The sequence below is a fragment of the Luteibacter yeojuensis genome (assembly GCF_011742875.1).
GTDB lineage: Bacteria > Pseudomonadota > Gammaproteobacteria > Xanthomonadales > Rhodanobacteraceae > Luteibacter > Luteibacter yeojuensis.
Genome location: NZ_JAAQTL010000001.1, coordinates 1,711,679 through 1,731,408, shown reverse-complemented (window position 1 = coordinate 1,731,408; position 19,730 = coordinate 1,711,679). Strand labels below are relative to the sequence as shown.

Here is a 19,730-nt window from a genome sequence, read left to right as displayed (position 1 = left end):
ATGTTCGTCTATCCCAAGCCGGGTCTGCTCATCCGTGATCCGGAGAAGCACGACCTCATCCCCGAAAGCGGCCGCGAGGTCGGCGACGGCGACCTGTACTGGCTTCGCCGCGTCGCCGATGGCGATGTGACGACCACGCGTACCGCGCCCGCAACTGCGCCCCGCGTGAGCGGCAAGGGCGCCGCCTCCACTGCCACCGACAACGGGAGCAATGACGCATGAGCCTCGCCTTCAGCCACATTCCCCAGAACCTCCGCGTCCCTCTGTTCTACGCCGAGGTCGACAACTCTCAGGCGAACTCCGGGCAGCAGACGCAGCGCGCCTTGATCATCGGCCAGATCACGAGCGACGGCATGGCGGCGCCTGGCGTGCCCTTTCTCAGTCAGGGGCCCAGCGATGCCCTTGCGAAGGGCGGTCCAGGCTCCATGCTCGCCCTCATGACGGCCGCCTACCGCGCCTCGGATGATTTCGGCGAACTGTGGAACCTTCCTCTGGCGGACGCCGCAGGCGCCACGGCAGCGGCCGGATCCATTACCTTTGCGGGCACCCCGACCGCGACCGGCGTGCTGGCCATCTACATCGCCGCCTCCAAGCTGACGCCGCCGGTCACGGTGCCTGTCTCGCTGACCGATACGCCCGACACGATTGCCACGGCCGTGGCTGCGGCCATCAACGCCGCGGCGAATCTGCCCGTGACCGCTGTCGTGGACGGCACGACGACGAGCAAGGTGAACCTGACCGCTCGTAACAAGGGCCTCGCCGGCAACGACATCGACGTGCGCCTGAACTATGGCGGCTCCGCCGCCGGCGAATCCACGCCTGCGGGCATCACCGCGACCATCGTGTCCATGACGGGCGGTGCGACGAACCCCACGCTGACCGCGGCGCTCGCCAATCTCGGCGACGAGCCGTTCGACTTCATCGTGTGCCCGTACACCGATACGGCATCGCTGGATGCCCTGAAGGCGTTCCTGAGCGACAGCACGGGTCGGTGGAGCTGGTCGAATCAGCTGTATGGTCACGTGTTCGCGGCCAACCGCGGTACGGTCGGGTCGCAGACCACGCTGGGCAACGGCCGAAACAACCAGCACGAGAGCATCCTCGGCTTCAACGACTCGCCCACTCCCTCCTGGCTGTGGGCAGCGGACTACACCGGCGCCGCGGCTGTGGCGTTGCGTGCCGATCCGGGCCGACCGCTCCAGACGATCTCGCTGAACGTGGCGCTCGCGCCTCCTGTCGCCTCTCGCTACACGCGGTCCGAGCGCAATACGCTGCTCTTCGACGGCATCTCGACCTTCACTGTCGCCCAGGACGGCACGGTCTCGCTTGAGAACGTCATCACGACCTACCAGAAGAACGCCTTCGGCCAGCCCGACGACAGTTACCTGGAAGTCGAGACGATGTTCCTTCTGATGTTCGTGCTGCGCGACATGGCGGCGCTGGTCACCTCGAAGTATTCCCGCGTGAAGCTGGCCGCCGACGGCACTCGCTTTGCCCCGGGTTCCGCGATCGTCACGCCGGGCATGATCCGGGCCGATCTCATCGCCGAGTTCCGGACGCTGGAGTATGCGGGTGTGGTGCAGGGGGCTGATGCCTTCGCGCAGGGCCTCATCGTCCAGCGAAACGAGTCGAACCCGAACCGTATCGACGTTCTCTGGCCCGGAGCGCTCATCAACCAGCTGCGCATCTTCGCGGTGCTGGCGCAGTTCCGCCTGTCGGCGTAACGCCGCCTCCCTCCCATCCTCAAAGCCGCCTAAGGGCGGCTTTCTCATTTCTGGAGAACAGCGATGCCGGGTAACACCGCAAACCGTCTGGCCGGCACCGTCTACCTTTCGGTGGATGGTCAGACCTACATGCTCGTCGGCGCCTTCGAGTACAGCCCGTCGAAGTTCGCGCGCGAAACGGCCACCGGCCAGGACGGCGTGCACGGGTACATCGAGAAGCCCGTTGCACCTCATATCGCCGGCACGCTCCGTGACTCGGGCGGCCTGAGCGTCGAATCGTTGGGCGACATGACCAACGTCACCGTTGTCGCCGAGCTGGCGAACGGCAAAACCATCATCGGCCGGAACATGTGGACGGTCGAATCGCAGACGAGCAAGCAGGACGACGGCACCATCGAAGTTCGGTGGGAAGGTCCGCAGGGCTCGGTCAAGGAGTCGTGATCGTGGAAGACGAGCAGATTGTGGAACTCATCAAGCCCGTGTCGATCGGCAAGGGCGACGGCGCTATCGAATACACCGAGCTGAAGCTCCGTGAACCGACCGCCGGCGAGCTGGAGAAGGCATCGGCGGCGACAACGGGTATTGGTTCCCAGATCACGCTGATCAGCTTGGTCGCCAAGGTGCCGCGTAGTGCCGTCGAAAAGTTGTGCCAGCGTGATCTGCAGGCGGCTTCGAGGGTCCTCAACAGTTTTACCGACGGTGGTCAGGAGATCCCGACGGGTGGGGACGACTGATCGCCGAGGTCACGAAGTTTTACGGGTGGGGCCCGCGTGACGCGCGGAGCCTCACATTGGACGAGTTGCTCTGGTGGAACGACCAGGCGCAGAGGATGACGAGCGATGCCTAATTTCAACATCGTCATCAGCGCCGCCGATAAGGCGTCAGCGACCGCGCGGAAGGTCGAGAACGCGCTCAGCCGCATCACGCGTCCGTTCGACGAGATGGGCAAGTCCTTCAAGAGTCTGGGTCGAGAGATCGGGTTCGAGAAGATCGGCAAGAACCTGGGCAACATCCGTAATTCGGCCATCTCCACCGCCCGGGGACTGGGGTCCATCGTCGCACCGCTCTCGGCCATCACGGGCGTTGCTTCGGTCAGTGGCGTGGTCGCCTTGGCCGATAGCTGGGCCAAGGTCGGCCGGAGCATCACGTACGCGGCGCAAAGCATCGGGGGCGGCACGAAAGGCCTTCAGGAAATCGAGGGCGCGGCCCAGCTCGTGGGCGTGTCCTCTGGCGCTGCCACGCAGGCTCTGCAGGGCCTTGGCGACACGATGCAGGACGCCCTGTTCGGCCGCAACCAGCAGGCCCTGATGCTCTTCAATCGGCTGGGGGTCGGCATTAAGAAGACCGCCGACGGAGCCGTCGACGCAGAGGGCCAGTTCAAGGCGCTCGCGGGTGCCATCTACGGACTCAAGAACGCCCAGCAGCAGAACCTCGTCGCCGGCCAGTTCGGCCTGACCGCGCTTCTGCCGCTGATCCGGCAGGGACCGGACGCCTTCGAACGCCTCACCCGCCGTGCGCGGGACCTCGGCCTCGTGCTCGACGGGACGGCACTCAAGTCCGCCACCGACTTCGCGAACAACCTCGAGGAGGTAGAGGCTGCCGGCCGTGGCTTGCGAAACGAGCTGGGTAACGCGCTTATCCCGGCCATCAAGCCGCTGGTCACGCAGCTTTCGTCGTGGATCGCGAAGAACCGCGAACTCATCGCCAGCAATGTCGGCGCATGGGCGCGCGATTTCGGGAACTGGCTGAATGGTATCGACTGGCGCGCCGTCGGGAAGGGCATCGCCGACTTCGGCCGGGGCGTAAAGGATGTGGTCGACTGGCTGGGCGGATGGAAGAATACAGCCATCGTCGTCGCCGGCGTGATGAACGCGCAGTTGATCCTCAGCGTCGTGTCCCTTTCCGGGACGTTGATCAAGGCTGGCGCGGGAATCCTCACCTACATCGGCCAGCTTGGGGCCATGGAGGCGGCAGCGACCGCCGCGGCGACGGCAAACGGTGCAGTGGGCAACTCGGCCCTCGGGGCGTTGGGGCGCGGCGGCGTGCTCGCTGGGGGGGCCGTCGGCGGGATCTACCTCGGCACGAAGATCAGCGACGCCATTGACGGCACGACCTTCGGCGACAAGTTTTCGCACTACAACACCAAGGCGCTTGGCTCCCTGCTAAGTGCGGTGGGCCTCAAGAACAACCAGTTCGCGCAGGCTGCGCGGTTCGACGGCTACGACCAGAAATACAACGGCGCTGCGCCGGCGGCCGGTGTCGATGCCGGCCTGCAGTCGCGCGTCGTGCGCTTCTTCGAGCAGCAGGGCTGGACGCGTGCACAGGCAGCAGGCATCGCTGCCAACCTCAGCAGCGAAAGCGCTCTGAATCCGCATGCGGTGGGTGACAACGGCAAGGCTTACGGCCTCGCCCAGTGGCACCCTGACCGGCAGAAGGCATTCGAGCAGTGGGCCGGACGCGGAATCCAGGGCTCCTCACTCACCGATCAGCTGAAGTTCGTCCAGTACGAGCTGACGAAGGGCAGCGAGCGGGCGGCCGGCGACATGCTTCGCAGGGCTGCGGATGCGCAGACCGCTGGAGCCATCGTTTCCACGCACTACGAGCGCCCGCGGGACACCCAGGGCGAGGCTTACCGCCGGGGCGGCCTGGCGGCGCGTCTTTCCGTGCCCGACGGCCCCTATAGCAGCGGCGCGGCGGCCAAGGACGGTTCTGTGAAGGTCGAGGTCGAACTCAAGAATGCGCCGGCTGGCACGACCGCCACGGCGAAGACCAAGGGCAACGCCTCGGCGGCGCCAGTGCGCATCGGGTATTCGGGCGTGGGAGCGACGATGTGAGTTTCTTCGACGAACTCCAGCCCGCATCCTTTCGCGGCGTGCCATTCGCCGTCCTGGGCGGCGAGGGACGCTTCGGCCGCCGTGTGGCGATCCACGAGTACCCGAACCGTGACAAGCCGTACCCAGAGGATATGGGCCGCTCCGCGCGTCGAATAAGCCTGGTCGGCTTCCTCATCGAGGACAGCGCCGTCTATGGCGGAGGTGGGGTCATTGCCCAGCGCGAAGCGATGGTCGCGGCGGCGGAGCAGAAGGGACCGGGGATGCTGGTCCACCCGACGTACGGTGAGCTGCGCGTCGTGGTCCCCGATGGCGGCCTTGGCGTCGTGGAGCGCTGGGACTCAGGCCGCTACTTCGAGCTGTCGTTTTCGTTCGTCGAGGCAGGGGAACGCCTGTTCCCGGCGGTGTCACCCTCCAGCGGCAGCCTTGTCGACGCGCTCATCGATAGCCTCGGGCTGGCCAGTGCGGCGGACTTCGTTTCCTCACTCACGCGTACTGTGAATCTTGGGCTCGGCGTGGTGCGCGGAGTGATCAGCCTCGGCAACGCCGTCGTTGCGAGGGTGGTGAGCACCGCAGCCGGATTTCAGGTTCTTGTCGGCCAGGCGTCTCGCGATGCGACGAACCTCGCAAACCTAGCCAGCCTGCTCACGGGTAACTTCGGACGGTACCAGAACGCGAACGTCAGCTCGGCGTATGTGCGCAGTCGCCAGTCTGCCGGATCCACGCCTACGACCATTGCAACGCTCACGGCTCAAGGGGCGGAAGGGCGTGCAGCCGTCGCAGCCGCGAGTGCCGCGCTGACGGTCGCCGTAACAGGACTAGACCCGTCCACGGTGTCGCAGGTTCCTCCCGCCGTGGAGGGCCTGACGTCGAGCTTGGCGGGCGTAACCAAGAACCCCGGCGATGCCTTGCGCATCTTCGGCGGCCTTGGCGGGTATCAGGCCGACCCGGTGACGGACCCCGGCCAGACGGGAGCCGCCATGGCCATCGCGCAGTCCGCTACCGCCGCACTCCTGCGCCGCGCGGCCCTCGGTGAAATGGCCCGCGCTGCCATTGCCTATGTCCCGTCCTCGTACGACGATGCCTCGGCGGTTCGATCATCTGTGGCCGACGCACTCGAGGCAGAGATCGAGGTTGCTGGCGACGCTGGCGACGATGCCTCATTCCTGGCCTTGCGTGAGCTCCGGCAGGGCGTCATCGATGCGCTGGCGGCCTCCGGGCAGAACTTGGCCGCGCTTCAGGACTTCCGTTTCGGCTCTGGCCAGCCCGCGCTGTCGCTGGCGCAACGTCTGTACCAGGACCCGTCGCGGGCGGATGAGCTTATCGCCGAGGCGAACCCCATCCACCCAGCGTTCATGCCGGCGCGCCTGCGCGTGCTGGCGAGGTAGCCCATGTTCGATGAGGAGGTCACGCTCACAATCGGTGGGCAGGCCATTTCCGGCTGGACAGACATCCGAATTACGCAAGGCATCGAGCGTTTGCCGTCGGATTTCAGCATCGGCTTGACCGAGCGCTATCCCGGCGAGCTGGCGCAGGTTGTGACGAAGCCTGGCGCGCCGTGCACGGTCGAGGTTGGCGGAGACGTCGTCATTACCGGGTATATCGATCGATTCGTTCCCAGCCTGAGCGCCGGCGAGCACAGCATCACGGTCGTCGGCCGGTCGAAGTGTGCCGACCTGATTGACTGCGCTGCGGAATGGCCCGGTGGCCAGATCAGCGGCGCGGATGCCGTAGGCATCGCCCAGAAACTGGCCGGCGTCTATGGCATCGGGGTGCAGTGCTCGGTCAAGGACCTGCCAGTCATTCCGCAGTTCAACCTGATGCTGGGCGAATCGGCGTTCGAGATCATCGAACGCATCTCCCGCTATTCGGCACTGCTGGCGTACGACCTTCCCACCGGCGACCTTCAGTTGTCGCAGGTCGGCACGGAGCGTGCAGCCAGTGGATTCGCCGAGGGGCAGAACGTCCTTGACGCTCAGGTGGAGTATTCGGCCGACCAGCGCTACAGCACCTACCAGGTGTTTCTGCAAGCGGTGGATGTGCTTACCGATCTCGGCGATGGCGGAAACCTGATCTACACGATCAATGACCCGAACGTGTCGCGGCACCGCGGCTTGATTCTCATCGCTGAGGCGGGCGGCGGCGGCAACGAGATATCGGAGAAGCGTGCCCTGTGGGAAATGGCTCGCCGTGCCGGGCATTCGCGTGTCGTGCGGCTCACCTGCGACAGCTGGCGGGATAAGGCAGGCAACCTGTGGCGACCAAACACTGTCGCACCGGTCAGTCTGCCGACCCTGAAGCTCGTCGCCAACGATTTCGTGATCGGGCAGGTGTCCTTCATGCGGAGCGAGGGCCGCGGCACGGTGGCTGAGCTGATGCTCATGTCGCCGGATGCGTTCAAGCCCGAGCCCATCCTGCTACAGCCGATCTTCGGCGACATTCCGGATATGAGCCGATGACGAGCTTTTCGGGCGCACTCGATCGCGTAAGGCGCGCGGTCCAGGCGCTGGCCGGACGAGGCCGAATCACGGTCAGTGACGACACCGGCCCCGCCCAGCGCCTCCAGGTGAAGCTCGGTCCGCTCGAGGTGCGCGACACCACGCCTCGCCTGGCCGAGTTCGGATTCAGTTCGCGCCCGCCGGCCGGCACGGACGCCGTGCTGCTCTTCCTCAGTGGGGACAGGAGCAACGGCGTGGTGATCGCAACGGGCCACCAGGCGAGCCGCCCACGCAGTCTGGAGGAGGGCGAGACGATCGTCTACGACCTCTTCGGCAAGTTCATCCGATTAACGAAGGACGGCGGCATCGTCATCGAAGCGAATGGATCACCGGTGACGGTCAATAACGCGGCCGAAGTCGTGGTGCACGCCTCGGCTCGCGTGCTCCTGGATACGCCTATGGTCAAGACCACGGGAAGCGTAGTGGTGGGAAACGGCGCGTCTGGATCGTTTTCAACGCCAACCGGCGCTGTCGTCACCGTCCAGGACGGCATCATCACAAACATTACCTAGGGCACCCCATGAATCCGCAAGGATCCGCGCTTCTCAACGTCGACTACTTCAACAACCTGCAGGCCAGTATCGACGGGGTTTCCAGTTGCGAAGAGCTTCAGCAGATCGCATCCGATGCGATGGCCTCGATTGCTGCAACACAGGACGCCATCACTGCGGAACTGGCAAAGCTTCAGCCGATCCTCGTTCTGCTGAGTGCGCCCGGCCTTAACCCGGCTGACATCGTCTCGTGGATCACCAACTTCATCACGAGCTTCCTGACCCCGTACACGCTTCCCACTGTCACCTACGTGGCTCAGCTTGAAGAGTTGGCGAGCAAAATTTCTTCTCTGCAGGCCGCGTTTTCTGCCGCGTCGCTGAAGTTCCCAAACTGCCACATTGGGCTTTGACATGGCCGATATCACGACCGTATGGGACATATCGCGCGGGGAAGGTGGCTGGGTGCTGGTAGGTCCATCACTTGCCTCCGGCAACGATTTGGCGACCGCTGTACTCATCAGCCTGTTCACGGATCGCACCGCCGAGCCTTCGGACGTGCTCCCCGATGGCACCACGGATCGCCGGGGCTGGTGGGGCGACCTGGATGAGGATGTCCCCATCGGATCGCGCCTGTGGCTCCTGGAACGATCGAAGTTGGTGCCCGCCGTCGCTTCCGCGGCAAAGGGCTACGCCGAGGAAGCGCTGGCGTGGCTGGTCAGCGATGACGTCGCTGCGAAGGTATCGGCCACGGCGACCATCTCCCGCCCGTCGACGCTACGGCTGGTCGCGACGATCCAGCATGCGGACGGCACGAAGACGGCCTTTACGTTCGACTGGGCCTGGGCGCAGATCGGCGCGTAGCGGCACCCACACCAATTCCTTCGCGGGCTGCCCATTCGGCGGCCCTTTTCTTTTTCAAGGGACGCACCGATGCCTTTTTCGCGCCCGACGCTGTCCGAGCTGCGCGCTCAGGTTCTCGCCGACATCAAGGCAGGCCTTCCTGGCGCGGATTCGCTGCTGCGCTTTTCCAACCTCAACGTCATCGGCAAGGCGAGCGCCGGCCTGGGCCACCTGCACTACGGATACCTCGACTACATCGCGCTGCAGGCTACACCCTACACCGCCACGGACGAATTCCTCGAGGCGTGGGCGGCGCTCAAGGATGTCTTCCGCGAGCCGGCGACACCTGCCGGGGGCTCGGCTGCGTGGCCTGGTCAGGTGGGAACGGTGCTTCCCGTCGGCACGCTCGTCGCGCGTGGGGATGGATACGTCTACCGCACAACGGCGGAGGGTACGGTATCCGGCGCTGGTCTCGTGACGGTGCCCATCGAGGCTGTGCTTCCACCGATCGATCCGGTGAACAACCCGACCGGCATGGGCGCCCTCGGCAATGCCTCGATCGGCACGGCCCTTACCCTTCAGGGGCCCGTTGTTGGAATTCAATCGACGGGATCGGCGGTAACGGCGCTCACTGGCGGTTCCGACGTCGAGGGCAACGACTCGCTCCGGTCGCGCATGCTGTTCGCATACCAGAACCCAGTGTCGGGAGGCGCCAAGTCCGATTACGTGAAGTGGGCACGGGACGTTCCTGGGGTCACGCGGGCATGGTGCGCGCCCAACGGGTTTGGCGCGGGTACCGTGGTCGTCTACGTCATGCTCGATGTGTCGGAGGCTGCCTACGGTGGCTTCCCGCAGGGTACGGACGGCGTTTCGCGGTTCGACGAAGGGCCGGGTGATACGGGTCCCCGCGGGACCGTGGCGACGGGCGATCAGCTCACGGTCGCCAACGCCATCATCGTTGTGCAGCCCGTGACTGCCCTGGTCTATGTCTGTGCGCCGGAGCCGAACGTCATCGATTTCACCATTGCCGGTCTTTCTGGCGCGACTGCGGCCACGAAGGCGGCGATCGACTCGGCTATCGACGCCGTGTTACTGGCGCAGGGTCAGCCGAAGGCCGGCACGGATGTCGACATGTCCTCGATCAACGCCGCCATTGCAGCCATCGCCGGCACGGCCGGATTCGTCATCACGGTGCCGGCTGGGAACATCCCGAACCTCACTGGCAAGCTGCCGGTGCGCGGCACGGTGTCTTACCCGTGACCATTCCCAACTATTCCTCTGCTGACTTCACGTCGGCTCTGTCGGGCCTGCTGCCGCGCGGGCGCGTGTGGCCGCGCGATCCGGAATCGGTGCTCATGCAAGCCGTGGCGTGCCTCGCGCCGATGTATGAGCGCAACTGCACAGCAGCGATCGACCTGCTCGTCACGGCTTTCCCAGCGACGGCAACCGACCTCATCCCCGAGTGGCAGGAGACGCTGGGTCTACCTGACCCATGCGCGGGGCCGTCCGCGACGATTGCCCAGCAGCGGCAACAGATCGTCGCGCGCCTCACTGATAGCGGAGGCCAGTCCGCGCCTTACTTCATCCAGTTTGCGAAAGCCCTGGGCTACACGATTACGGTCGCAAACGATGCGCCTTTTCGCTGTGGGCAAAGCCGAGCGGGGCACCACGTTGGCTCGGAAGAGTGGTTCTACGTTTGGACAGTCCACGCTCCCGAATTCACGATCAATCCTTTCCTTGCCGGTCATTCGACAGCCGGCGAAGCACTCGGCTCGTTCGGTAACGCGGTTCTCGTATGCGAAATCGAGTCGCGTTCCCCTGCGCACACCATCCTCCAGTTCATTTTCGAGTGAGGCATCATGTACCAGATCGACAACGCGACATCGGTCACCACGCCACCCGCGCCGACGCCGGCAGGCACGCCCGGGTTCTTCACCGACGGAAGCGCCGTCGGCGGGGTTCCCGCCACCGTTGTGCCTGCCGAGTGGTTGAATGGCGTGCAAGAGGAGCTGGTAAACGCAGTGGTAGCTGCCGGCCTGACGCCATCGAAGACCGCTTTCAACCAGTTGGCAGCAGCCATCCGGTCGACTTCTTCGGTCGTTGGCAGCTCACGCGGTTTGCGAATGGCTGTCGCTGCGGCCAGCGCGACGGCTACCCTCACTGCTGCGGAGCTCGTCGTCGAGAATTCGGCCGGTCTTTCGTTTCGCATCAGCAATCTTAACCAAGCCATCAACCTTGCATCGACCGGGGCCGGAGGCATGGATACGGGGACCGCGCCGACGAGCGGGTACGTTGCGATCTACGCGATCTACAACCCCACCACAGGTGCTGTTGCGTTGCTTGGCAAGGATGCCACTTCGGGTGTTCAACCCGAAGTGTATGGCGGGTCGAATATGCCGGCTGGCTACACCGCATCGGCCTTGGTGAGTGTGTGGCCTACCAACAGTTCCCTTCAGTTCAAGGCCGGATTGCAAATTGACCGCGTGATATCGATTGGGACGGTCACGGTCCTTGCCAGTAGCTCAATGGTAGCGACTACCCCGACAGCTCTATCTATAACTTCGGCAGTTCCGCCCAACGCAAAATTTGTGTCTGGCACAGTGTTGGTGCAAACGAGCACCACGAGCACGATTGGCATCAACTTGACGCCGGTGGCATTGGCCGCGGGTATCCAGGGACTCGGGTCGAGTCTCGGAGCACCTGGATATATCTCAGCACCTTACCGAAGGCTCCCGATTTCGGTGCCGCAAACGATTTACTACACGAGCAGCAACACTGCCGGCACGCCGTCGTACACGATCTCGGTCACGGAATTCGAGTTTTGAGCCCGGTTTGTTTTTTCTGCATAGCTACGTCGACCGCTGGTGCGATCACTTTGAAAGTATGTGCAGCCTTCAAGGAATAGAGGGAGTCGTTCGGGTGGATCTTGTCGCTTAACATGGAAGACCAGTTCGGCACGGACGCCATGATGTAGTTCCACTGATCAATAAGGAGTGCGCCTGTTGAGGATGCGGCATACGTCTCGACGTGCACCACGCTCCATAGGTCACTGTTCCAAGCGTAATCGACTGGGTTGGGGGTTTCGACGATGAATATCTTTCCGGCCTGATTGGCAATGGCAGAAAGGTGCTGATAGCAAAATATCAGGTCGTTGTAAGATAGGCGTCCGGCGTCATTGATTCCTGTACCCATGATGACGATATCGACGGGCGAGGTAGCCATTTCCGTCTTCCAGTCCGACTTTACTTTGTTCTGACCCCATAGGAAGTCAGAGCAAACGGAGCCTGGAACGCCATGATTCTCGACGTACACGTTACTGGATTCATTACCCCTATAACGCGCTTGTAGGAGTGCTTGAAGGATCTCCGGCTCGTTGCTGGGTGATTGTGGATATTCTCCGTCGACTAGCGTACTTCCGTAGACGGTAGAATCGCCATAAAAGCCAATCCTTACGTTGTGATCGGCGAGTACGTCTCCTGAAATCGCGAGCGCAAACATCCCAGCGGCCAGCGCTATGCGTAATCCAAGCTTCATGATCGCTCCCAGGGTCATGTTAGACCCGTTTTGCAGCGTCGATCAGCGCCCTTGTCACCGCTGCTGTGACACTGGTCGCATACCCTTTTTCAAGCAGCGATTCCAAGGCGTTCGTCGCCTCTGGTCCGATGACCATCGGCGAGATTCGGCGCCCACCAGACTCGATAACCCTCTGCTGCGAGTCCTTCACTCGTTCAGAAAGGCTTCGTGGCTTTTTTGGAGTCGTCATTGCTTGGTCCTTAGTTCACCACGTTAGATATATAACGTCAAGAGCCGGAGATCCCATGATGGTTTATGTTCAGTTTGCCGATGCCGAAGAGGCGTCCATCGTCGCCGTTTTCGCCAATCCGCAAGACGCGGCTATCTACCCTAACCAGGGAGAGGTGGCCGAGGATGACGAGCGCTACGCATCGTTTCTAATGAACCTCCCAGATGTGGTGAGGGACGAACTTACCTCTGGTGACGATTGACGTCCCTGGCTACGGGCGTCCGCAATCCTGGCGCCGAACCTACGAAGCGGGGTTTCGATATAGCGGTAGTTGATCTCGGAGATGGCGAGCGTAGCGACGATGGCGATCACGAAATACGCGATGGGATAGAAGCCTTGGCTGATGACGTCTACAGGGATGCTTGCGGTGGCTTCGCGAAGGCCTCTGTACACCGGGATATGAATCAGGTAGATCGCATACGACCGTGCACCGAGGTAGGTGAGAAGTCGCTTTGTCGGCCCACGTGGCATCGTGTAATCCCGGTCGTAACTGGCAATCCACACCGCGGCAGCTGCGACGACACCCATGGCGGAAGTCGCAAGACTGAATGATCCTGAATTGCCCCCGATGGCTCCGATCAACAGAACCGTTCCCGCAAGCGCCCCGTAGGAGATCAGCCTTCTGCGTAGGATGGTTGGCTCGATTCGATGGTAGGCGGATGTGCCACGCGCCATTGCGATGAGTGCGCCTAGGGCGAGCGCATCGGTGCGGAAGAACCAAAGCGTCCCGAGGAATGGTCGGGATAAGAATATCTGTGCAGCGACGATGACGAAAAGAACAAAAACGGACCAGCTACGGCTCGCTAGAAAGAGAATGAATGGCATAACGAGGTAGCACTGCTCCTCGAGGGATAGGCTCCAGTAGACCTGGTTGATGCCGTAGTTGTCGGTTAGGTGTGCGTAAACCCGTGAGAAGTGCAGGTTTGCGAGCTGCGCCACGGACCACAGTGTATCCGTGAGATTTCCTCGGGGTGTTCCGAGATACCCCGTGTGCTGGAACAGCATGCTTGCAATGAGCGTCACTGCCAGCCATGCCCATGCGGACGGGACAATTCTCCAAAATCGGCGGATCCAAAAAGGAATAGCCAGATCACGTAAGGAGGCGGCGTCCTCCATCGCCCGAAGTAGCGATGAAGTGATCACGTAGCCGGATATAGCGAAGAACAGATCTACACCGCCCCAGAAAACGAAAACCGTGCTGATCGCCTTCAGCGCCGGGCTTCCCCAATAGAACAGGATGTCGAGGTGCGCCCATAGCGTGCCGATTATGGCTACGGCTCGTAGGACTTCGATGTCCAGATTCTTGCCGTGGGCTCGGTGGCTTGCGTCCAACGCGTTATATCCATGTCTGTGGTGGGTGAATGATAGTGGACGCCCACAGCGACGATGTCGTGTGCCCGCGCTATGCTGGCGCCCATGTGCTACTCGGCCCAGATTCTCGCAGAGTTCGAAAAATACGTCCGGTACGGCGGCGACCTGGATCTCCGGGTGTTCGTCGAGATGGCCGGCTGGGCGCGGAAGAAGGGCGTCTGGATCAAGGGCGTGCCCAAGGCCATGCGGAACGCCTTCGTGGGCTCGACGGCGCCGGAGGAGCAGGAGGCCCGCGCGGTCTCCCTCGCCGCGTACCAGGACGCCGCCGCCGTGCTCGAGCAGGAGATCGCCGAGCAGTCCGAGCGCCTGGCGCGCGCCCAGGTGGTGCTGGCCGGCCCGAAGCCCACGAAGAAGGCCGAGAACGACCGGCGCGTCGCCACCAACAAGATCGCCGGGGCGCGGGCGAAGCTGGACCAGGTGACCGACCGCGCTGCCGGCGAAGGCTACGCCCGGATATGGCCCGGCGGCGTCACGCCCGTGCTGATCCGCGACCCCGCCACCGGCGAGCGCCGCGTGGTGCCGATGCGCTACCGCTGCCGCCTGCCGGGCTGGGACGACGCCAAGGAGCGCGAGAAGCCAGGCACCTACAACGCCCGCATGGACTCCCTCGCCACGGTGTGGCGGAAGCTGTGGGGCTACAACCACGGCGTGATGGTCGCGCGGCGGTTCTTCGAGAGCGTGTCGCTGCACCGTCTCCAGGGCCGGGCTCTTGCCCCGGGCGAGCGCGATATGTCCGTCGAGATCGAATTCCGCCCCGAGCCCGAGCAGGACATGCTGCTGGCGTGCCTGTGGCGCTACGTGGAGCCGGACGGCGACGAGCCTGGCTTCTACTCGGTGGCCGCCATCACCCGGAACCCTCCGCCCGAGGTGGAGGCCGCCGGCCACGACCGCTGCGTCATCCCCATCAAGCCCGAAAATCTCGACGCCTGGCTCGACCCCCAGCCGGGTCGGCTGGCCGACATGATGGCGATCCTCGAGGATCCCATCGACGCCTTCTATGAGCACGAGGTCGTCCAGCGCGAGGAAGCTTAGCCGCGACGGTCGGTTGCTGCGCAAACCTCCCACGCCCCTCGCGCGCCGTCCACATTCCTGAGACTCGCCGCCGGTATCGTCCGCGGCATGAGCACCGTCACCTGGCTTCCCCGACTCGTCCTCATGGGTGCCCCTGTGCCGCAGCAGTACGGCGCGGCGGAGAACGGCGTGCCCTTCGTCATGGTTCGAGAGCTTGCCAACTGCGACCTATGGCGGGTGAGCCTCTACCCGGACGGGAATCCCGAGCGCGCGATCGAGAGCAGGGCGGCCTCCGAGCGGCAGGCGAAGCGTTTCATTGAACGCTGGGCAGCATCACGCCAACTGCACCCGCAGGCGCCCGTATGGCCGAAGGCGATCGAGACGCGATGGTCGGTGCCGCGTAAGCCAAAGGGGCTTGATGATCGGTCATAGGATCGGCAGCTGTGTCAATCGGTGACGGTCAGTCGATCAGGCCCTCGTCCTCCACCTGTTTCACGAACGAATCGATGGCCTGGGATAACGCCTCGAACTGCTCCCGGCGGCCGTAGAAGGTCCGCAGGGTTGACTGCAGCTCGCCCTTTGCCCTCTCCCATGCCATTACTCGCAGGGTATCCGCTAGCTCTTCGTTGCTGATGCTCATGTCTATGTCCTCAAGGATGGGGAGCTATGATCACTCCCTACTGGCTGGGTTCCATGGTCTGTCGCTGGCGCCGCTAGGGTAGAATTAGCACAGCATAAGCACATCGCGCCCCGGAACCCGCATTCCTATACCACGCGCAAGCCCCCTCCTAAGGGGAAGGTCGCCCGTTCGAATCGGGCCGGGGTCACCAGTCGCAGCCGGAGGTCCGATATGTCCCGTACGTTCGACGCCATCATCGTCGGTGCCGGGCAGGCAGGCCCGGCCTTGGCACTTCGCCTTGTCGCGGCAGGAAAGACGGTGGCCATCGTCGAGCGGCATCTGGTCGGCGGCACCTGCGTCAACACCGGTTGCAAACCCACGAAGACCCTGATCGCGAGCGCCTATGCCGCGCGGATCGCCCGGCGCGGCGCCGACTATGGCGTGGGTGTCGGTTCCGTTTCGATCGACATGCCGACCGTGGCGTCCCGCGCGCGCAAGGTGATCCTCGATTCGCGCAAGGATACCGAGGACTGGCTGGCGGGGATGCCCGGGCTCACCTTCATCCGCGGCCATGCGCGGTTCGTCGGGCCGCGAAGGCTGGAAGTGAACGGCGAAACCATCGAAGCGGCCCAGGTTTTCCTCAATGTCGGCGGCAGGGCGAGGGTTCCCGATTTCCCCGGTATCGATGAGGTCGACTACCTCACCAACAGTACGATCATTCCGCTGGAATCGGTCCCCGCGCATCTGGTCGTCGTGGGTGGCAGCTACATCGGCCTCGAGTTCGCGCAGATGTATCGGCGCTTCGGCGCGGAGGTGACGGTGGTGGAGCAGGGGCCACGACTGGTGCAGCGCGAAGACGAGGACGTTTCCGGAGAGATTCGTTCCTTCCTCGAGGAAGAAGGTATCGAGGTGCGTACGAATGCATGCTGCGTCGCACTCGCCAGGCACCCCGAGGGCGTGAGCGTCCGGGTGGACTGCACGGACGGTTCGCCGCAAGTCGTCGGCACCCACCTGCTGCTTGCCGTCGGGCGTCGCCCGAACACCGACGACCTGGGCCTGGACAAGGCGGGTGTAGCCGTCGACGAAGCCGGGTACATCACGGTGGACGACGGTCTGGCCACCACCGCGGAAGGCGTCTGGGCCCTGGGCGACTGCAACGGAAAGGGCGCGTTCACGCACACCGCGTGGAACGACTACGAGATCGTCGCCGCGAACCTCCTGGATGGCGAGGACCGCAAGGTGAGCGACCGCATACTGGGTTATGCGCTTTATGTCGATCCGCCCCTGGGGCGCGTCGGCATGACCGAGGCCCAGGCGCGCAAGAGCGGCCGGCCCCTGCTCGTGTCGAAACGACCGATGAGCCGGGTGGGACGTGCGGTGGAGAAGGGCGAAACCCGCGGCTTCATGAAGATCGTGGCGGACGCGGACACGAAGAAGATCCTTGGCGCGGCCATCCTGGGGACCGGCGGGGACGAAGCCATCCACGGGATCCTCGACATGATGAACGCCGACGCCTCCATAGGCGTCCTGCAGTGGGCCATGCCGATCCACCCGACGGTATCGGAGTTGATTCCGACCGTGGTCGGGGAGCTCAAGCCTCTCTGATCACCAGCAACCGCGTTTCCGTCATGTCCTCGATGGCGTAGCGCACACCTTCGCGCCCGATGCCCGACGACTTCGTGCCGCCGTAGGGCATGTTGTCCACGCGGAAGCTCGGCACATCGTTCACGATGACGCCGCCTTGTTCGAGTTCGTCCCACGCGCGCATCGCATGGCGAAGATCGTTGGTGAACACGCCGGCCTGCAGGCCGAAGTCCGAGTCGTTGGCCGCGGCGATGGCTTCGTCGAAGCTGATGAAGCGTTGCAGGACGGCGACGGGGCCGAAGGCTTCCATGCGCTGCAGTTTCGCCTCGCGCGGCACGTTTTCCAGCAGGGTGGCTTCGAGCATCGCACGCTTGCGCCCGCCGCCGCACAGGAGTCGCGCGCCCGCCTTCTTCGCCTCGACGATCCAGCTTTCGAGCCGCTCCGCCGCGGCGGTATCGATCATCGGGCCGAGAAAGGTGGATTTCTTCTTGGGATCGCCGGCCTTCAGGGCCTTCACCTTGGCCACCAGCTTGCGGCGCAACGCGTCGTACACGTCGTCGTGCACGAGGATGCGCTGGACGCTGATGCAGCTCTGTCCCGACTGGTAGAACGCGCCGAAGACGAGGCGATCGACCACGGCATCCAGTTGCGGCCCCTGGTCGGCATCCACGATGCAGGCGGCGTTGCCGCCCAGTTCGAGTACGACCTTCTTGTGTCCGGCCTTCGCCTTGAGGTCCCAGCCGACCAGGCCGCCGGTGAACGACAGCAGCTTCAATCGCGGGTCGGTCACCAGCGCTTCGGCGTCGCGCCCGGTCATCGGCAGGATGGAGAAGGCGCCTCTCGGCAGGTCGGTTTCAGCGAGCACCTCGCCGATGATCAGCGCGCCCAGCGGCGTGCGTTCGGACGGCTTCAGCACGAACGGACATCCGGCGGCGATCGCCGGCGCCACCTTGTGCGCCACGAGGTTGAGCGGGAAGTTGAACGGCGTGATGAAGGCCACCGGCCCGAGCGGCACCCGGCGCGTATACCCGTGGTAACCGGCCGTGCGCGCGGAGATCTCGAGATTGAGCGTTTCGCCGTTGATCCGGACCGCTTCCTCGGCGGCGATCTTGAAGGTGTCGATGAGCCGCTCCACCTCGCCCACCGAGTCCTTGATGGGCTTGCCCGCTTCCACGCAGAGCGCATAAGCCAACTCGTCGCGGCGTTCGCGGAAACGCGCCACGCAATGTTCGAGCACCGCCTGGCGCTGGAAGGGTTTGAATTGCCTCATCGGGCCGGCGGCGGCATGCGCCGCATCGATCGCCCGTTCGAGCGCCGCCGCATCGGGAAGGGCGACGCGCGTGGCGACGTCGCCGGTGTATTTGTCGATGACGTCGAGTTTCGCCTTGCCTTTCACGGCGGTGCCGGCGAGGTAATAGGGATAGGTCTTGCGAAGCACGGGCGACGGCCTCCCGAATGGCAATGCCGCCCATGATCGTATCCGATGCGTTCACTTCCCGTGAGATCGGAACGGGTGCGGCGGGCGGTCGGACGCTACTCTTCGCGGAGCAGGCGCATCTGGCCTTCGGCCAGCATCACGCGAACGCGTTCGCCGATGGCGACGTCCGCGGCGCGGCGTACCACGGCGTCCCGCTCGTCGAAGACGATCGCATAGCCGCGTTCCAGTGTCGCCAACGGACTGACGGCGTGCAGCGTGCGTCCCTGCTCGGCAAGGCGCAGACGGTCGCGTTCGATACGCCGCGAGATGGCGATCGACATGCGTTGGCGCAGCTCGGCCAGGCGTGTGCGCGACGGCGTCAGGCGCAGCCGCGGATGCTGGGCCGCGAGCCTCGTCTGCAAGCGTTCCAGACGTGCGCGGCGGAGATGATTCGACTGGCTGACGAGGACGAAGAGCCGGCGGCGGAGGGATTCGAGCCGTTGCGCATCGCGCGCCAGGCGGGCCTGGGGGCGTTGCGCGTTAAGCCGTGCCTGCCAATGGTCGGCACGCTGCGCGGCGGCCTGGAGGCGGCGCGTGACGAGCGTCGCCATGCGCTGGCGAAGGCGTTCCAGCTGGCGGGTGACATCCGCGGCGTCGGGCACGAGCAGTTCGGCGGCCGCGGACGGCGTGGCCGCGCGCAGGTCCGCGACGAAATCGGCGATCGTGAAATCCACCTCGTGGCCCACCGCCGACACGACGGGAACGGCGCTGGCATGGATCGCTCGCGCCACGCTTTCGTCATTGAACGCCCAGAGGTCTTCCAGCGAACCGCCGCCGCGCGTCACGAGCAGCACGTCGTAGCGGCCACTGGCCGATGCACGGCGAAGCATGGCGGCGATCGCGGGCGGCGCCTCGCGACCCTGCACCGGCACCGGCAGGACGTCGACTTCGGCGAGGCCGAAGCGACGGCCGAGCACGCTCAGCACGTCGCGGATCGCCGCGCCGGACGGCGAAGTGATCACGCCGATACGGCGTGGAAAGGCGGGCAGGGCACGCTTCCGTTCCGGCGCGAACAGCCCTTCGGCGCCGAGCCGTGCCTTCAACTGCTCGAACTCGCGTTGCAAGGCGCCCTCGCCGGCGGGTTCCATGTGGTCGGCGACCAGTTGGAACTCGCCGCGTGCCTCGTACAGGCCGACCTTGGCGCGCATCAGCACGTGCATGCCGTCGACGGGACGGAAGCGCAGCCGCGACGCGGCCGTGCGGAACATGGCGCAGCGGACCTGGGCGTTGGCGTCCTTCAGGGTGAAGTACACGTGCCCGGACGCGGGCCGCGCCACATTGGAAAGCTCGCCCTCGATCCAAACGCCCATGGGCAGGGCGTCTTCCAGCAGATCGCGCACCAGCCGGTTGAGGCCGGAGGGCGTGAAGATCTGGCGTGCCGGGGCGTCGAAGTCGGACATGGGCCGCCGAGGTTAGCACGGCGGCCGGGAATGTCGATGGGGCAGGGACTTAGGTCACATTCTTGATGTTCATGTCACGTGT

21 protein-coding genes are annotated in these 19,730 nt (G+C 64.4%); 16 read left to right on the top strand and 5 right to left on the bottom strand.

Annotated features, from left to right (window positions below; genetic code table 11):
* The 13 genes from HBF32_RS07895 (at position 1) to HBF32_RS07835 (ending at position 11,209) form a co-directional block, all read left to right on the top strand.
* Positions 1 to 222: a DUF2635 domain-containing protein gene (locus HBF32_RS07895; protein ID WP_166699131.1), complete on the top strand. Its 222-nt coding sequence runs from the start codon at positions 1 to 3 to the stop codon at positions 220 to 222.
* The gene (locus HBF32_RS07890; protein WP_166699130.1) at positions 219 to 1,724 is read left to right on the top strand and encodes a phage tail sheath subtilisin-like domain-containing protein; all 1,506 of its coding nucleotides are present in this window, start codon (positions 219 to 221) and stop codon (positions 1,722 to 1,724) included. Before HBF32_RS07895 ends, HBF32_RS07890 begins: the two co-directional genes overlap by 4 nt.
* Positions 1,725 to 1,787: 63 nt before the next feature.
* On the top strand, positions 1,788 to 2,165 hold the full coding sequence (locus HBF32_RS07885; protein ID WP_166699129.1) for a phage tail tube protein: 378 nt from the start codon (positions 1,788 to 1,790) through the stop codon (positions 2,163 to 2,165).
* A gap of 2 nt (positions 2,166 to 2,167) precedes the next feature.
* Complete coding sequence (locus tag HBF32_RS07880; protein WP_205287718.1) at positions 2,168 to 2,458, top strand: phage tail assembly protein; 291 nt, start codon at positions 2,168 to 2,170, stop codon at positions 2,456 to 2,458.
* 105 nt (positions 2,459 to 2,563) lie between these two features.
* Positions 2,564 to 4,558, top strand: a complete 1,995-nt coding sequence (locus HBF32_RS07875) for a phage tail tip lysozyme (RefSeq protein ID WP_166699128.1) — start codon at positions 2,564 to 2,566, stop codon at positions 4,556 to 4,558.
* A complete protein-coding gene (locus HBF32_RS07870) occupies positions 4,555 to 5,943 on the top strand; it encodes a DNA circularization N-terminal domain-containing protein (RefSeq protein WP_166699127.1) in 1,389 nt (462 codons plus the stop codon). Before HBF32_RS07875 ends, HBF32_RS07870 begins: the two co-directional genes overlap by 4 nt.
* Positions 5,944 to 5,946: 3 nt before the next feature.
* A complete protein-coding gene (locus tag HBF32_RS07865; protein WP_166699126.1) occupies positions 5,947 to 7,014 on the top strand; it encodes a phage baseplate assembly protein in 1,068 nt (355 codons plus the stop codon).
* Complete coding sequence (locus HBF32_RS07860; RefSeq protein WP_166699125.1) at positions 7,011 to 7,565, top strand: phage baseplate assembly protein V; 555 nt, start codon at positions 7,011 to 7,013, stop codon at positions 7,563 to 7,565. Before HBF32_RS07865 ends, HBF32_RS07860 begins: the two co-directional genes overlap by 4 nt.
* Positions 7,566 to 7,573: 8 nt before the next feature.
* Entirely contained in the window at positions 7,574 to 7,954 is a 381-nt protein-coding gene (locus HBF32_RS07855) for a hypothetical protein (RefSeq protein ID WP_166699124.1), read from the top strand.
* 1 nt (position 7,955) lies between these two features.
* Positions 7,956 to 8,405, top strand: a complete 450-nt coding sequence (locus HBF32_RS07850; RefSeq protein ID WP_166699123.1) for a phage GP46 family protein — start codon at positions 7,956 to 7,958, stop codon at positions 8,403 to 8,405.
* Positions 8,406 to 8,474: 69 nt separating this feature from the next.
* Positions 8,475 to 9,644, top strand: coding sequence for a baseplate J/gp47 family protein (locus tag HBF32_RS07845; RefSeq protein WP_166699122.1), 1,170 nt, complete (start codon positions 8,475 to 8,477; stop codon positions 9,642 to 9,644).
* A complete protein-coding gene (locus tag HBF32_RS07840; protein WP_166699121.1) occupies positions 9,641 to 10,237 on the top strand; it encodes a putative phage tail protein in 597 nt (198 codons plus the stop codon). The genes HBF32_RS07845 and HBF32_RS07840 overlap by 4 nt, the downstream gene beginning before the upstream one ends.
* 6 nt (positions 10,238 to 10,243) lie before the next feature.
* The gene (locus HBF32_RS07835) at positions 10,244 to 11,209 is read left to right on the top strand and encodes a hypothetical protein (RefSeq protein WP_166699120.1); all 966 of its coding nucleotides are present in this window, start codon (positions 10,244 to 10,246) and stop codon (positions 11,207 to 11,209) included.
* Here HBF32_RS07835 and HBF32_RS07830 read toward each other — a convergent pair.
* The gene (locus HBF32_RS07830) at positions 11,190 to 11,936 is read right to left on the bottom strand and encodes an SGNH/GDSL hydrolase family protein (protein ID WP_166699119.1); all 747 of its coding nucleotides are present in this window, start codon (positions 11,934 to 11,936) and stop codon (positions 11,190 to 11,192) included. The genes HBF32_RS07835 and HBF32_RS07830 overlap by 20 nt on opposite strands.
* A gap of 385 nt (positions 11,937 to 12,321) precedes the next feature.
* Positions 12,322 to 13,518, bottom strand: a complete 1,197-nt coding sequence (locus HBF32_RS07825; protein WP_166699118.1) for an acyltransferase family protein — start codon at positions 13,516 to 13,518, stop codon at positions 12,322 to 12,324.
* 72 nt (positions 13,519 to 13,590) lie between these two features.
* Between HBF32_RS07825 and HBF32_RS07820 the strand changes: the two genes are divergently transcribed.
* Both HBF32_RS07820 and HBF32_RS07815 read left to right on the top strand, forming a co-directional pair.
* Positions 13,591 to 14,589 (top strand): SOS response-associated peptidase family protein, encoded by a 999-nt coding sequence (locus HBF32_RS07820; RefSeq protein ID WP_240147801.1) that lies wholly within the window; start codon positions 13,591 to 13,593, stop codon positions 14,587 to 14,589.
* Between the two features lie 87 nt (positions 14,590 to 14,676).
* Entirely contained in the window at positions 14,677 to 15,000 is a 324-nt protein-coding gene (locus HBF32_RS07815; protein WP_166699116.1) for a hypothetical protein, read from the top strand.
* A gap of 28 nt (positions 15,001 to 15,028) precedes the next feature.
* Here HBF32_RS07815 and HBF32_RS07810 read toward each other — a convergent pair whose 3' ends face one another.
* A complete protein-coding gene (locus HBF32_RS07810) occupies positions 15,029 to 15,208 on the bottom strand; it encodes a hypothetical protein (RefSeq protein ID WP_166699115.1) in 180 nt (59 codons plus the stop codon).
* A gap of 210 nt (positions 15,209 to 15,418) precedes the next feature.
* Between HBF32_RS07810 and HBF32_RS07805 the strand changes: the two genes are divergently transcribed.
* Positions 15,419 to 16,792 (top strand): FAD-containing oxidoreductase, encoded by a 1,374-nt coding sequence (locus tag HBF32_RS07805; protein WP_166699114.1) that lies wholly within the window; start codon positions 15,419 to 15,421, stop codon positions 16,790 to 16,792.
* Here HBF32_RS07805 and HBF32_RS07800 read toward each other — a convergent pair.
* Together HBF32_RS07800 and xseA are read right to left on the bottom strand one after the other, a co-directional pair.
* A complete protein-coding gene (locus HBF32_RS07800; RefSeq protein WP_166699113.1) occupies positions 16,779 to 18,209 on the bottom strand; it encodes an aldehyde dehydrogenase family protein in 1,431 nt (476 codons plus the stop codon). The genes HBF32_RS07805 and HBF32_RS07800 overlap by 14 nt on opposite strands.
* A 95-nt stretch (positions 18,210 to 18,304) precedes the next feature.
* Positions 18,305 to 19,648 (bottom strand): exodeoxyribonuclease VII large subunit, encoded by a 1,344-nt coding sequence (gene xseA, locus HBF32_RS07795; protein WP_166699112.1) that lies wholly within the window; start codon positions 19,646 to 19,648, stop codon positions 18,305 to 18,307.
* Between the last annotated feature and the right edge of the window lie 82 nt (positions 19,649 to 19,730).